General features: G+C 61.3%; 14 protein-coding genes. 1 reads left to right on the plus strand and 13 read right to left on the minus strand.

Annotated elements, in window-relative coordinates; genetic code table 11:
• Positions 1-28: 28 nt before the first annotated feature.
• From ACFQ6Y_RS28275 to ACFQ6Y_RS28335, 13 genes are all read right to left on the minus strand, one after another.
• Positions 29-226 carry a hypothetical protein gene (locus ACFQ6Y_RS28275; RefSeq protein ID WP_378640050.1) on the minus strand — a complete coding sequence of 66 codons (198 nt, stop codon included), beginning with the start codon at positions 224-226 and terminating at the stop codon, positions 29-31.
• Between the two features lie 55 nt (positions 227-281).
• Positions 282-839 (minus strand): type 1 glutamine amidotransferase domain-containing protein, encoded by a 558-nt coding sequence (locus ACFQ6Y_RS28280; protein ID WP_378639933.1) that lies wholly within the window; start codon positions 837-839, stop codon positions 282-284.
• A 47-nt stretch (positions 840-886) separates the two neighbouring features.
• Positions 887-1,075, minus strand: coding sequence for a hypothetical protein (locus ACFQ6Y_RS28285; protein WP_211921896.1), 189 nt, complete (start codon positions 1,073-1,075; stop codon positions 887-889).
• 76 nt (positions 1,076-1,151) lie between these two features.
• Complete coding sequence (locus tag ACFQ6Y_RS28290) at positions 1,152-1,997, minus strand: glycosyltransferase family 2 protein (protein WP_378639940.1); 846 nt, start codon at positions 1,995-1,997, stop codon at positions 1,152-1,154.
• A 1-nt stretch (position 1,998) separates the two neighbouring features.
• On the minus strand, positions 1,999-3,006 hold the full coding sequence (locus ACFQ6Y_RS28295; RefSeq protein WP_378639942.1) for a glycosyltransferase: 1,008 nt from the start codon (positions 3,004-3,006) through the stop codon (positions 1,999-2,001).
• The gene (locus ACFQ6Y_RS28300; RefSeq protein ID WP_378639945.1) at positions 3,006-4,097 is read right to left on the minus strand and encodes a glycosyltransferase family 4 protein; all 1,092 of its coding nucleotides are present in this window, start codon (positions 4,095-4,097) and stop codon (positions 3,006-3,008) included. The genes ACFQ6Y_RS28295 and ACFQ6Y_RS28300 overlap by 1 nt, the downstream gene beginning before the upstream one ends.
• A complete protein-coding gene (locus tag ACFQ6Y_RS28305; protein ID WP_378640053.1) occupies positions 4,094-5,170 on the minus strand; it encodes a glycosyltransferase family 1 protein in 1,077 nt (358 codons plus the stop codon). The genes ACFQ6Y_RS28300 and ACFQ6Y_RS28305 overlap by 4 nt, the downstream gene beginning before the upstream one ends.
• Positions 5,171-5,434: 264 nt before the next feature.
• Positions 5,435-5,680 carry a DUF3618 domain-containing protein gene (locus ACFQ6Y_RS28310; RefSeq protein ID WP_047272412.1) on the minus strand — a complete coding sequence of 82 codons (246 nt, stop codon included), beginning with the start codon at positions 5,678-5,680 and terminating at the stop codon, positions 5,435-5,437.
• Positions 5,677-7,185 carry a YhjD/YihY/BrkB family envelope integrity protein gene (locus tag ACFQ6Y_RS28315; RefSeq protein ID WP_378639947.1) on the minus strand — a complete coding sequence of 503 codons (1,509 nt, stop codon included), beginning with the start codon at positions 7,183-7,185 and terminating at the stop codon, positions 5,677-5,679. Before ACFQ6Y_RS28315 ends, ACFQ6Y_RS28310 begins: the two co-directional genes overlap by 4 nt.
• Positions 7,186-7,221: 36 nt before the next feature.
• Positions 7,222-8,292, minus strand: coding sequence for an aromatic acid exporter family protein (locus tag ACFQ6Y_RS28320; RefSeq protein ID WP_378640055.1), 1,071 nt, complete (start codon positions 8,290-8,292; stop codon positions 7,222-7,224).
• Between the two features lie 18 nt (positions 8,293-8,310).
• Positions 8,311-10,428 (minus strand): xanthine dehydrogenase family protein molybdopterin-binding subunit, encoded by a 2,118-nt coding sequence (locus ACFQ6Y_RS28325; RefSeq protein WP_378639950.1) that lies wholly within the window; start codon positions 10,426-10,428, stop codon positions 8,311-8,313.
• Positions 10,425-11,420, minus strand: a complete 996-nt coding sequence (locus ACFQ6Y_RS28330) for an FAD binding domain-containing protein (RefSeq protein WP_378639952.1) — start codon at positions 11,418-11,420, stop codon at positions 10,425-10,427. The genes ACFQ6Y_RS28325 and ACFQ6Y_RS28330 overlap by 4 nt, the downstream gene beginning before the upstream one ends.
• Positions 11,417-11,938: a (2Fe-2S)-binding protein gene (locus tag ACFQ6Y_RS28335; protein ID WP_378639954.1), complete on the minus strand. Its 522-nt coding sequence runs from the start codon at positions 11,936-11,938 to the stop codon at positions 11,417-11,419. The genes ACFQ6Y_RS28330 and ACFQ6Y_RS28335 overlap by 4 nt, the downstream gene beginning before the upstream one ends.
• Before the next feature lie 248 nt (positions 11,939-12,186).
• Here ACFQ6Y_RS28335 and ACFQ6Y_RS28340 point away from each other — a divergent pair, with 248 nt between their 5' ends.
• Positions 12,187-14,367, plus strand: coding sequence for a catalase (locus ACFQ6Y_RS28340; RefSeq protein ID WP_378640057.1), 2,181 nt, complete (start codon positions 12,187-12,189; stop codon positions 14,365-14,367).
• Positions 14,368-14,436: the final 69 nt, after the last annotated feature.

Consider the following 14,436-nt stretch of genomic DNA (forward strand, 5'->3'; position numbering starts at 1 on the left):
CCGCCGTGAACACGCGGAAAGAGCGGCGTCAGAAATCCTGACGCCGCTGAGCTTGGCTGTCCGCGAGGAGTTCGTCGGGGTGGACCGATCCGTCCGTGATCGCTCGGGCGAGTCCGCGCAGGGTCAGCACTGAGCGGGAGGCGTGATCGTCGATCAGCGCCCGTGCATCGGAGGGGGAGATGTCCAGGGTTCCGGCGACAAGCCCCGTGGCCTGGCCCACGTGCACACGCTCGTTGAGCAAGGTAAGTGTGCGCTCGGAGAGTCGGCCTGGATAGCCGCTCTCAGACAGTCGCGACCGCGTCGATCAGCTTGGCGCAGAATGCCGGAAGATCACCAGGGTTACGGCTGGATACCAAGGTATTCGGACCCGAAGTGCAGACGACCACCTCTTCGTCCACCCAAGTGCCGCCTGCGTTGGTGATATCCGTGCGCAGACTCGGCCACGACGTCAGAGTGCGACCCGCAACCACCCCGGCTTCGACCAACGTCCACGGCCCGTGGCAGATCACTGCTACAGGCTTCCCGTCGTCGAAAAAACTACGGGCGAAAGCCACCGCTTCAGGACTCATTCGGAGGAAGTCGGGGTTGGCCACCCCGCCAGGAAGTACGAGAGCGTCGTATTCGGACGACGACGCCGATCCGAGTACCGCATCCACGTCGAAGACGTCAGCTTTGTCGAGATGGTTGAATGCCTGCACAGTTCCCGAGTCTGTCGAAACAATCGACGGCTGAGCGTGTTCCGCGAGCAATGCGTCCCACGGATCCGTCAGTTCGACCTGTTCGACGCCCTCCGACGCGGCGAGGAATGCAACTTTCTTTCCTGCGAGTTTCTGGCTCATGCTTGATCGTCCTTCCTGGACCGTCATCGTGACCGCTGAGCAATTGCTCAGCTGGAGGCGCCTTCGGTGTCGTCGAAGAACGACCATTCGTCGTCGTGACGAACTTCCATTCGCCACCCCAGTTCCGAATTGTCGGCACGGGCGTCCACAAACCAAGCATGTGCGTCGTCGGCGCTCTCGATGTCGCGCGTGTCGGTCACGTCGCCTGCGGGATTGATCACTCTGTAAGTAGCCATTCGGTTCGGCTTCCCACAGTGACCGTTCTCTAACCATGCCTCGTTTCGTTGATGAAACATTCTTGGCCAGCGCGACTTACACGACGCTTGGCCGTACCCGCTCCCAGCGCCCACTGTCCGGTTGATACGCGATGAGGCCCGCACTTTCGAATGCGTCGATCCACCCTTGCATCGGCCACTCCCCCCATCGTTTGTGAAACACACGTGCATTGATCAGGATGTCGTCAAGGTGCTCAACGGGTGGATCCGACACCGGATGGAATTGGTGGTATGCATCTGCGCCACCGACCCAGGTCAGTTTCACACCCTTTCCTCGGGCGGCCCGCGCGAAATCGGTGTCCTCCCCTCCGTATCCGAGGTAGTCCTCGCAGAATCCACCGAGTGCACGCCACGTCGTAGCGGTGAGCGCGAAGGACAACGACCAGAATAGATCGAAGTCGTTCCCGTCCAGGATTTTTCCGTCTGGGGGCGCCGGCCTCGCTGGATGCGGGTTGTGCAGCAATGCCAACGAGTCCGAACTGGTCGAGTCGGCGACGGGGTGGGGCAGGTAGGTGACCGGCCCGCAAAACAATGCGGGGGTGGAACCCTCCGAACGTGCGGCTTCGAGGTACCTCGTCAGAAGAAGCGGCGCTGCAATACAATCGACGTCGAGAAACACGAGCAATTCGGCACCCTGGCGCAGAGCTTCGGCGGCCCCGATATTTCGCGCGCGAGCCAGCGGTAGGGCGCTTCCCACGGGAACGTCGATCTCGATTACGCGGGCAGCGCTTTCCTCCTGCGCAACTACGGTTTTCACCGCAGAGTCTCCCATGGCGACGATGAAATGCGAGAACGGTGTGGTTGTGTCAACAGCGAGGCCGCGGACGTGCATTCTCAAGTGCGAGTGGCGACCGCGCACGATCGTGATCACGGCTGTTCTCATGTCAGCGGTCCAAATGCCGTTTCGCGACCGACTCGATAACTCTCGCTGCTCGCGCAGCGGCGCCCGAACTCTGCCACAATGTCCAACCTCCACAATCGAGAGCTTGTGCCTCTGAGATCAATTCGGGCCACGCGTCGAGCGCCGGCCAGCCCGGCAACGTCACTGCGAGATTGTGCATCGACAATGCGTCGGCGGTCGCAGTCTGTTCTCCGAACGGACGTTTCTGCGCAATCACGATAGCCGGCTTGCCGGCGATCGAGATGTCGGCAATCGCGTTCTGGCCCGCGTGGGAGACCACGACATCGCTCGCACAAATATCCGGCCAGGGATCTGAAACCCACGTCCCTCCTGGCAAGCCGAGCCCCTTCCAATGAAAGGAATCATGCTGTGCCGCAGCAGCTTGTACGTCGGCGTCGGACACCGCTGATCCGCCGGCGCCGCTCAGCACAACGACGCGGGGTGTTGCGGGATTACCGACCGACTGAGATGAGCACGCCCGGCCGTCGAATCGGCTGATCCCGCCCACATAGGTGGTCTTGTCCGCATACGGGTGGAGCCAGTGCGGGTCGTAAACCTCCTGTGGCCAGGCCGCAATAATGTGATCAGCAAGGCGATACGCCAATTGATGCGCGGCGTCTGTCCTGTCTCCTGGCATCGCCAAGACGATGACCGGGACACCCATCAGGCGAACAAAGGTCGCAATTTCGATCGATACGTCCACGACCACGGCCTCCGGGCACGTGGTCGCTATCCAGTCCGCCACGCGAGCCATTCGAGAGCGAAGTCCGGGTTCGTGTATGGGCGCCCAATGAAGCGCCCCGTTCGCGGTGGGGTTGAGTCTGTGGGCTTCGTCGTTGTCGAGTTGCAACTGAACATGGTCGTCGAAGTCGTGCAGGGCAACCGAATCGGCACTGGTGAGTGCAGTGACGTCGGAGGAGAGATGCGCTGCGATCGACGCGGCGCGAGTGAGGTGCCCTCGGCCCTGATGATGGATGTAGTAACCGATCATCAGCTTGCTCGTCGCGTAGTTGTCGACGCACAGGCCATTTCGTCGTACAACTCGAGGTAGCGGTCCACCATCCGCCGTTCCGAGCAGTGGCTTACCGCTCGCGCGCGTGCGCTCGGCCGAGCCAACTGCATCGCATCGCCGATTGCGGCAGTCAGTGCGATCACGTCGTCGGCCGGGACCAAACGTCCACAGTCGGGCGTGAGAATCTCCGGTATGCCGCCCCTGCCGTAGGCGACGACCGGTGTGCCACAGGCAAGAGCCTCGGCCACCACCAAACCGTACGGCTCGTCCCATTGCGGCGTGACAAGAGCAACCGCAGACATTCCTACCGCAGAGACCAGATCGTCGGTCACTAGATGGCCGAGATAGCGAATGGTGCCGTCGAGTTCGGGTTCGATTCGTTCCCTGAAATAAGCATGGTCACTGACCGGGCCGGCGAGTACCAACGGCATACCGGCCGCCCGGGCCGCGGTAATCGCATGGTGGGCGCCCTTTTCCGGCACGATTCGACCGAACCAGATCAGACGGCGCCCGCCAGGGCCCTGATGCCATTGATCCGTGTCGACTCCGTTGTGTACGACATCGACATCGCCGGCAGCGTGTTTCCATGCTTCGGCGGTGTAGCGGCTCACGGCGGCAAACCGACCGGGGGACCCGCCGGCCGCGATCGCTGATTCCAGCCAGGGCGTCGGTGGCGTGTGCAAAGTGGTGAGCACGGGAGTGTTCAGCGTCGACGTCATCGCCACCGGCAGATAGTGAAGGCTGTGGTTGTGGATGACGTCGAAGCTCTCCGCGTAGTCTCGCGACAGGCGGAGCATGAGGTCGAGATAGGCATGATGTTCTTGCATGAAATGCTCTGCCGGCATGGAGATATCAGATCGGGCAGCCGCGCTGATTGGGGCTGGACGGACGTCGATCAACTCACAAGCGAGTTCCGGATCCGATCCTGGTCCGGCAAACAAGGTGACATCGTGGCCGACTTTTCGCAGTGCCGCAGCCAGATGCCATACATGGGCCTCGAGACCGCCGGCGAATGGTTGAATGACTGGATAACGACTCGAAGCGATCAGAGCTATGCGTAGAGCCCTCATGCGAGAACCTTCTCGTAGATCTCGCGGTGGGCAGAAGCTGACAATCGGCGCTGCCTGGTACGCATTGCGGTGGAAAGACGCACCGGCTCTTCCGAATACAATTCGCGGACGCATCGATCCAGCGACTCGGCATCGAAATGATGCTCGTCGAACCCGTAAACCTTGCAGTCCTGCTGTTCCGAGTAGAACCCACAACTGGGCGCAATGACGGCTGTGCCGAGGTCGTAACACGCCTCCAGCCATCCAGAATGCGTCCCGAAGCGGTATGGCAACACCGAAACTGACAGGGACATAAGGTAAGTCCACAGCTCGTCGTCACTGAAGTAGGGGTGTACCACTACGTCGACGTCCCGTCGACGCGCATACTCCGTCAGTCTGTTCGCTGCCTGGGGTGCATACCAATGATTATCCGGATCGAAGATCTCGTCGTGGACGTTCACGACCAATCGCGCTCCCGGCAACGTCGCAATCGTCGCGCAGAGCGTGTCCAACACCGGAAAGGGATCCATGTTGGGACGCAGGCTTTTCACGTGGACTCCCACCGTGAAATCCGTTGCCGGGGGCCGTGCCCGTTCGAAGTTCTCCAACTCGATCACGTGGGGATGAGGCAGCACTGTGCATTCCCGGCCCCAATTGTTCGCGACCACCGCCGCCGCACCCGGCGTCAGGGTGATAAGAGAATCCGCTGCGGGAATCAATACGTCCAACAATTCGCGATGTTGCTCTGGTTCCGGCTGATGCGGATTGCGCAGATCATGCACCGTGTAGACGAGAGGAACTCTGTGGCTGCGTAATTCGTGGACGATGTCCTCCATCACCCGTGGTGCGATTGCGTCGAAACCGAAGTGAACGTGGAAGAGATCGAACAGGTGGTGATGGTCCCGAATCCACGCGGGATCCAGCATCACCGGTGGCCACCATCCGCCGGGAACCTTGCGGCCGTCCTCGGGGATGGGATCGTCGAGGCGAATGATGCTGTCGGTTCCCGCCCCAGGTCTGCCGCCGGTTCCCGACGGTGGGGCCAAGTGCCGGACGTACACGTGCGACGCGGGCACTGACGCAACACGAATCACGGAGGCTTTCGTGGAGTAGTCGATGCCCGTCGAGGTCGTCAACGGTTCCCCGGGACTGGCTTCCCAGTTCATCTCTCTCCTTGTATTCGGTTGGTCGCGTAGTTTGGACCGTCGCCCTGTGACGCGCGGCAGCCCAGCCTGCAGCACAAGGCGACGGTCCTGTGAATCGGGAAGCCCACCAGCGCCGATCCACCACACCCTTTCTCAGGATGCAGAGGGCAGATGCCCACGGCCTAGCTTCCACAAACATCGGAGGTGCCTGGCTCAGTTGCCCTTGGCGGAGCGGGAACGTCGCTTGCGGCGACGGAGGATGAGCACGAACACCAGCGCGAAGCCGAGCGCGGCCGCGACGGCGGCTGGTTGCTGCTTCACACGTTCGACATCCCGTGACACTTCGCTTTTCACGCGGGCCGGGACGTCGGCCTTTTCGGCGAGTGCGCCCACGGTCGCGGCCAGGGCTTCACGTTGCGCTTGAACATTCTCGTCGGGCCCGTCTGTGGCAGTGCTCATTTCAGTCCCTTCTTTGCAGTGACGATGTCAGCCTTGACGCTTTCGACGGTCTCTTCCGGAACAGGCGGCGCCGCGGACTTCGCTCGTTTGGCACCCACGAGTGCGGTGATTGCACCTACGGCGATCACGATTGCCGCGATTATCAGAGCTGCAAGCCACGGGTGGAGTGCAGTCGCCAACCCGAGTACTGCTGCCGCAAGCAGTACTCCGAATCCGTACAGCAGAAGCAGAGCGCCCGCGCCGGAGATACCGAGTCCAACACCCAATCGGGTGCTCTTCGTCTTGACTTCGGCTACGGCGTGCGACATCTCGGCGCGTACGAGGTCTGACATCTGCTCGGTTAGGCGTTCGACGAGTTGTACGGTCGAGAGGGAATGCGGGTCTACCGCATCGGCGTCGACAGTTTTCGTCGGAGAGGTGCTGGTAACGGGTGCCCGGGTATCGGATCGCTCGGTCATGGTCGAAATCCCTTCGTTGTCTTCGCCGCCGTGCGTTTCGCGAAGCTCGCGACCGGCGGCGATGTCTTGTGCGTGTTGACGAGCGTTCTTGTCCGAAACGCTGGTGTCCCGCGGAGGCAAGCGGAGGAATTCTTCGGCTTCGATCCCGGCCTGCAGTTGCCGGCCGCGTTCGAGTTCCGCATCAACCTCCGCTCCGAACAACAACGCGAGGTTGGTGATCCACAACCAGAGGAGGAAGATGACCGCCCCGGCCAACGAACCGTAAGTCTTGTTGTAACTACCGAAATTGCTCACGTAAAAAGCGAATCCGACTGAAGCCACGATCCACACTGCAATAGCGAGTGCTGCTCCGACACTGATCCACCGAAATTTCGGCTGCTTCACATTGGGAGTCACGTAGTACAGCACGGCCACGGCCAGCGTCACACAGATCAGAATGACGGGCCACTTCGCAATGTTCCAGGTTGTCACGGCGCCGTCGCCGATTCCCAACTGATCGCCCAGCGCTTTGGCAACGGGGCCGCTGACGACGAGCATCAGGTTTACCGCAGCAACCAACAGAAGGCCGGCGAGGGTGACGGCCAGTTGCAGAGGACGAAGTTTCCATACGGGTCTGCCTTCGTCCACCTCGTACATGCGGTTCATCGCACGCCCGAACGCGCCGACATAACCGGAGGCCGACCACAATGCGCCCGCGAGGCCGACTATCAAGGCGAAACCGGCTGTGGGGGCCGCCACGAGCTGCTCGACGGTGCCACGCATCGTGTCCACAGCCGAGTCCGGGCCGACAGCGGCGACCAACTCCATCACCGTGTCGACGCTGGCACGTCCCTGGCCGACAACGCCCAACAGGGATACGAGTGCCAGGAGTGCCGGGAACAGTGACAGCACAGCATAATACGTCAGTGCCGCTGCTAGATCTGTGCATTGATCGCGCGTGAACTCGCGGGCCGAGCGCCGCGCTACGAACTTCCACGACTGTGCCGTCAGATCGGTCGGGTCGGAAGGCTTGTGCGGGTCGTCCGCATCAACCGTGTGTGTCGCCATGCTCGGGTTGCTACCCCGTTGGTCCGCTGTCGAAACTCAGTCGTGAGCAGTCTCGGTTTTGTACTCTTCTCGGTCGAGGACAGCGAGCGCCGCGAGTAGCCCGCGGCTGGACAAGATTATCGAAGGCGCGGCGGCCGTTGTGACTTTTCCCTGCTGCAACAGTTTTTCGAGTTCCTCCAACCTCCGCCGGGCGAGAGGCAAAGTCGTGACCGCGTGATCGTCGGTGGGATCGTGTACCGGACCTTTTCCCGCATCGGCAAATGCTCCGGCCATCGCTTCGAGCAAGTCGGAGACGGCGCCTTGCAAGGTCTCGTTCTCGGCGAAATCGCTGTCCTCGACGGCGAGGATCAGCGCCATGAGATGTAACGTCGCTCGGTCGAGTGCTTCGGCGGCGGGACGAAACAGATCGGAGCCACCGACGCGCAACCAACTGCGCTTGCGAAAATTTCCGACCAGGCTGGCTTCACCTTCCATCACTGCGGCGTGCGCAGCGACGGACTTGTTCACCGAGAGGGTCCGTCGACGCCAGATATCGCTAGCTCCAGCACCGCTTTTCACGTCCTCGGCCATTTGTCGGAGAATGCCTGAGACCTCCTGCGTACGCGAGACCAAAAGGTCTCTGGCATCGGAGAGATGGTCGGGCGGGACCATCACGGCATTGACAGCGATGCCCACGAACACTCCGAGCACCACGTCGCCTATCCGGTGCATGACGAGGTACGGATTGGTCGCGGTTCCGTACAGAAGAACCAGTACGGCGGTGACGGCCACCCAGATCCCGTCAGGTGACAACCGCGGAATGCGGCCGACGAGTATTCCTGCACCCGTTGCGAGGGCCAACGCGGCAACGGTCGGGAGGGTCACCGCTGCAAAGGCGGCCACAACCACACCGAGGACGACCACGCTCACCTGGCGGGCGGCTACCCGCATCGAGTTGCGCACCGTGTTCCCGATGATGAAGAGTGCAGCATACGGGGCGAGAAATGCTTCAGGACTGTGAAAGACGCTGTTCGCGATCACCCAGGCGATGACGACGGCTACTGCGCCTTTGAGAGCTGTGACCAGGCCTATGCTTTCGCATCGCCGGATCAGGGGATGCTCGAGAATTCCTTGCTCCTTAGCCTTCTACGGTTGTCCGACACTTCGTCCGAACAAAATCTTGTCCGCTGTTACCGGCAACTCGCGTACTCGCACGCCGGTAGCATCGTAGATCGCATTGACCACTGCGGCTGCAGCCCCGACGATCCCGATCTCGCCGGCACCCCGCGATCCCATCGGATTGACGTGTATGTCGACCTCGTCGAGCCAAAAGGCTTCGATGTCTTGCACATCCGCGTTTGTGCTGATGTGGTAGTTCGCCAAGTCGTGAGTCATCACGTGGCCGAATCGGTTGTCCCGGAAGCTCTCCTCATGCAACGCCATGGACAATCCCATTGTCATTCCGCCGATCAGTTGCGAGCGAAGCGTTTTCGCATTGATTGCACGTCCGATCGAGAACACACCGAGCATCCGGGGGATCCTGATCTCGCCGGTGTCGCGATGGACGCGGGCCTCTACGAAGTGAGCACCGAACGAATGCATGGAGTAATCGTCCTCATCCGGATTCTTCGGCGTTTCAGTTGTCGTCTCCGCGCCGGCAATGGGAGTTGAACCGTGCTTCGTGCGGAACTGGCGGGCAGCTGCAACGATGGTAGAGCCCCACGACGAGATGCCGGCGGATCCACCGGCAACTGTCGCGAAAGGAAGTTTGGTATCGCCGATTTCGAGCCGCACTTCCTCGATACGGCATCCGAGAGCATCGGCGGCAATCTGCGTCAGAGCTGTCCAGGTTCCCGTACCGATGTCCGCCGCGCCGATCTGGACGGTGTAGATTCGATCGGTTCCGAAGACGATGCGCGCTTTCGAACCAGGATTGGTCATTGCCGGATAGGTTGCCGCCGCCATGCCGGTACCCACCATCCAGTCGCCGTCCAGGCTGCGTCCACGGCTTGGGCCCCGATTCTCCCAACCGAATCTCTCCGCACCGCCTCTCATGCATTCAATCAAATGTCTTCCCGACCAGGGATTGCCGCTCTCCGGATCGACTTCCGGTTCGTTGCGAACGCGAAGTTCGATCGGGTCGAGACCGCAAGCTACGGCAAGTTCGTCCATCGCGACCTCGGCCGCGTACATTCCCGGAGTCTCACCCGGGGCACGCATCCAGAACGGGACCGCAACATCGAGGGCTGCAACTCGGTGCGAGGTAGAGCGATTGGGTGTGGCATACATGATCCTGGTGGCAACAGCAGTCTGTTCCGCATATTCCTTGATCTTCGACGTTTGTTCGATGACGTCGTGGGACACTGCCGTCAGATGGCCGTCGGTGTTTGCGCCGAGGCGGATGCGTTGGATCGTGGAGGTGCGGTATCCGACGATCGCGAACATCTGCTGCCGCGTGAGCGCGAACTTGACCGGTCGCCCCGCCGTCCTACGGGCAGCGAGAATCGCTAATACGTTGTGCGCGTGTGGTGATCCCTTCGAACCGAAGCCTCCGCCGACGTGTGGCGCCACGACACGCATCTGATCGAGTTCGAGCCCGAACATCGGTGCCAGAGTCTCGCGGACGACGTGGACTCCTTGGGTGGAGTCGTACAGGGTGAGGCTTGTGCGCCCGTCTTTGGCGCCATCCTTCCAGACTGCGATGCAGGCGTGCGGTTCCATGGGATTGTTGTGTTCGAGTGGGGTGGTGTAGGTCTGGTCGATTGTCACTTCGGCATCCGTGAAGGCGGACTCGATATCGCCGGCAGTTGTGTCGGTCGGGAAGCCGTTGACATCCTCCGGGGCATAAAGGTCGTCGCGATCGGATCGCAACTCGGAGTCATGCGGGAGTTCGTCGTACTTGACTTGCACCAATCCCGCGGCATGACGGGCTGTCTCGGGTGTTTCGGCGATCACAGCACCGATGAATTGTCCACGGAAGTGGACGGCTGGGTCCTGGAGCACGGACAGCTCTTGATCTTCGGTATCCGCCAAGTGTGGGGCATCGAAGACGGTGATCACGGCGACCACACCCTGAAGTGCCTCTGCCAGTTCCGTTTTCATGCTGACGACGCGGCCACGCGCAATCGTCGCCTCTACGGCGTGCAGGTAGGTGGGATTTTCCACGGGATGCTCGAATGCGTAGAGCGCAGTGCCGGTGACCTTCGCGTATCCGTCGACGCGCTCGATCGGATTTCCCAGGTAGCTCGGTTCGATCATCTTCATTTCATGGACCTTCCCGCGGTGAGTGACCGCAGAACCGAAACCATGACGCCGCGTGTCAAAGGAATCTTGAAAGCATTGCCCGACTGTGGTTTCGCGTCCGCTAGTTCTGCATCTGCCGCCCGTATGAAGACTTCCTCGGTCGGCGTAGATCCGCGCAGGACCTCTTCCGCCTTGTAGGCGCGCCAGGGACGGTGCGCCACGCCTCCGAGAGCGATTCGGGCTCCGGTGACAATATCGTCTTCGAGTTCGATCTCGGCGGCAACCGAGACCAGAGCGAAAGCGAACGAGGCGCGATCACGTGTCTTGAGGTACGTCGACAGCGCCGCTGGGGCGGGCGCGGGCAACTCGACCGCAACGATCAACTGGTTTGGGGCCAGGGCGGTGTCGCGCTCTGGTGAATCGCCAGGGAGACGGTAAAATTCGGTGATCGGAATGCGGTGTTCGCCACCCTCGTCTCGGACGACAATGACGGCGTCCAGTGCAGCCAGTGCGACTGCCATGTCCGACGGGTGAACGGCAATACATTGGTCGGAGGCACCCAGGATCGCGTGGTAGCGCACGTAGCCTCCGATGGCAGAACAACCCGATCCGGGTTCTCGCTTGTTGCACGGAGTTGTCACGTCCTGGAAGTAGACGCACCTGGTTGCCTGCATCAGGTTGCCGGCAGTGGTCGCCGCATTGCGTAACTGCCCTGATGCTCCGGACAAGAGGGCACGCGCAAGCACTGCGTATCGGCTACGGATGACGGGGTGGGCTGCGAGATCGGTGTTTCGGACTGTCGCTCCGATACGGACCCCTCCATCCGAACGCACTTCCACAGCGGCGAGGGGCAACCGACTCACGTCGATCACCATCCGCGGGTTGACCACGCCGAGTTTCATGCGGTCGACCAGGTTCGTACCCCCTGCCAAAAAGGCGGCACCGGGATTTTCAGACATCAGGGTCAACGCGCCGTCCACGTCCTCGGCGCGTCGGTACTCGAACGGCATCATGACTGCGCCGCCTGGCGAATTGCTGCGACGATGTTGCCGTATGCAGCGCAGCGACAGAGATTCCCGCTCATGCGTTCTCGAATCTCGGCGTCGTCCAGATCCGGGTCGACGTCGAGGTCTTGCGTGACATGACTGGGGTGTCCGGCCTTCACTTCGTCGAGCATTCCCACTACCGAGCACACCTGCCCTGGGGTGCAGTACCCGCACTGGAGCGCGTCCTGGTCGAGAAAGGCTTGCTGCACGGCATGTAGGCCGTCGTGATCCGATAGACCGCTTGCCGTGGTGATCTGTGCGCCGTCCTGCGCTACTGCGAACGTCAGGCATGTGACAGCGCGCCGCCCGTCGAGAAGGACCGTGCACGATCCGCACTGTCCGTGGTCACAGCCCTTCTTCGGGGACGTCACGCCGAGACGATCCCGCAGCGCGTCGAGCAGCGTGGTTCGGGTGTCGACAGTCAGGGGGCGGCTACTGCCGTCCACGGTCAACGTGATCTCGGCATCGATTCGCGAGGACTCCATGACGAGCACCTACCCCGCTCAGGATTACTCAAACGGGCAGCGCGCGATCTGACGATGCGATGTTTGTCAGATCGCGTGCAGGGTAGGGCCACTGTCTACGAATACGCATAGGTGCGAATCCGCAACGAAACTGGAGGAATAACGTGCCAGATGACAAGAGCGGCCCCAGCGAAGGCATCAAAGGCGTCGTCGAAGACGTCAAGGGTAAGGCCAAGGAAGCTGTCGGTGCGGTGTCCGGAAACGACAGCATGACTCGCGAAGGACGCGCCCAGCAATCCGTACCAGGCGCTCCAGCCCCGGAGACTCCGGACCTGGCCGAGCCGGTCAAGCCGCGCCGCCCGTTGCCGCCCAAAGATGATCAGCGGCAACCCGAGGTGCGCACCGTTGCGGGCGCAGAGGGGAAGGTCAAGGGAGCCGGCCGTTCGCAGCGGGGTGAATATCTCACCACCGCAACAGGTACGAGGCTCTACGAGACCGATCATTCGCTCACGGCGGGGGAGCGGGGACCGACCCTTCTTCAAGACCACCATCTGCGCGAGAAGATCACGCACTTCGACCACGAGCGGATTCCGGAGCGCGTAGTCCATGCAAGAGGCGCGGCCGCGCACGGCACGTTCCTCGCGAACGGAGCAGCTGAAGGCATCTGCAAAGCAGCAGTGTTCGCATCTGGTGCCAGAACACCGGTATTCGTGAGATTCTCGACCGTGCTGGGTTCTCGCGGCTCGGCAGACACGGTGCGGGACACACGCGGCTTTTCCACCAAGTTTTACACCGATGAAGGTGTTTTCGACTTGGTAGGCAACAACATTCCGGTCTTCTTCATTCAAGACGGAATCAAGTTCCCCGACATCATTCATGCCGCGAAGCCTCACCCTGACCGAGAGATCCCGCAGGCACAGAGCGCTCACGACACGTTCTGGGATTTTGTTTCTCTCCACACCGAGGCCACCGCTCACACGTTGTGGAACATGTCCGATCGAGGCATCCCTCGTTCGTATCGCATGATGGAAGGCTTTGGCGTCCACACGTTTCGACTCGTGAACCCCGACGGCGAAACGAATTTGGTCAAGTTTCACTGGAAGCCGGCGGCCGGCGTCCACTCTCTGGTGTGGGAGGAAGCTCAGATCGCCGGAGGTGTAGATCCGGACTTCCATCGTCGCGATCTCGCCGATGCCATCGAAGCGGGCGCGTATCCCTCTTGGGATCTCGGCGTGCAGGTGTTTCCGGATACCGAGGACGAAATGTTCGAGGGCATAGACCTGTTGGACCCCACGAAGCTCATCCCGGAGGAGATCGCACCGGTTCAAATCATCGGGACGATGACTCTCGACGCCAATCCCACCAACTTTTTCGCCGAGACCGAGCAGGTCGCGTTTCATCCGGGACACTTGGTTCCTGGTATCGATATCACCAACGATCCTCTCCTGCAAGCACGTCTGTTCTCGTACCTCGATACTCAGATCACGCGTCTGGGCGGCCCCAACTTCGATCAGATTCCGATCAACCGTCCGCATGTGCCCGTCAATGACATGCTTCGTGACGGATTCCATCAGGACGGAGTACACAGCGGCGTAGCGCCATACCATCCCAATTCGCTCGACGGGGGTTGCCCGTTCCTGGCCTCACCGAACAGCGCCGCTTACATCGAAGTGCCCGAAGAAGTTTCAGGACGCAAGGTGCGTCAAGCGCCTGCGACGTTCGACGACCACTTCTCGCAGGCACGCCTGTTCTATCGCAGTCTGTCTCCGATCGAGCAGGAGCACGTCGCGGGGGCATACACCTTCGAGCTGGGGAAGTGCTTCGAAGAGAACATCAAGACGCGAACCCTGGGCGTCTTGGCGAACATCGACCCAGGCCTCGCCGCCACGGTCGCGAGCGGTCTGGGCCTTCCGACGCCGGAACCCTCAGAGTCGCTGGAAGATCCGGAGCCGAGTCCGGCACTCTCACAAGTGGGCGCGGAATGGCCGGTCGACGGCAGGATTATCGCTCTGGCAGTCGACGAGAACTCCGATCTCGACACCGTCGCCGCAGTGCGCGGCCAAATTGTCGACGCTGGAATGGTGCCGCTCGTTCTCGGTCCGCACGGAGGGACGATCGGGGGCGGCGACAACGCTGTAACGGTGCAGAGAACATATTTGACGGCGCGTTCGATCGAGTTCGACGCCATCTTGCTCAGCGGTGACGTGTCGAGGATCGGCGAAGGCAAATTGGATCCTCGCGTCGAGACGCTTCTCAACGAGATGTATCGACACAGTAAGGCAATCGGCGGTTGGGGTGAGAGTGCGAGTGCTCTTGCTGCTGCAGGTATCGACGAGTCTGCACTCGGTGTCGTCGTCGACGCGGATGCCGAGGCTGCTCTGGCCGCAGTCACTCAACTCTTGAAGACGCACCGCGTGTGGGGGCGTTTCGAGGTCCCGCTGACTGCCTGACGGATGTCTCCCGGCCATAGTTGTTTCCGGCCGTCTGCCCGGGGAGTCGACCGAATGCTCGCGAATGGT

The sequence above is a fragment of the Rhodococcus sp. NPDC056516 genome (assembly GCF_042794655.1).
Taxonomy (GTDB): Bacteria; Actinomycetota; Actinomycetes; order Mycobacteriales; family Mycobacteriaceae; genus Rhodococcus_F.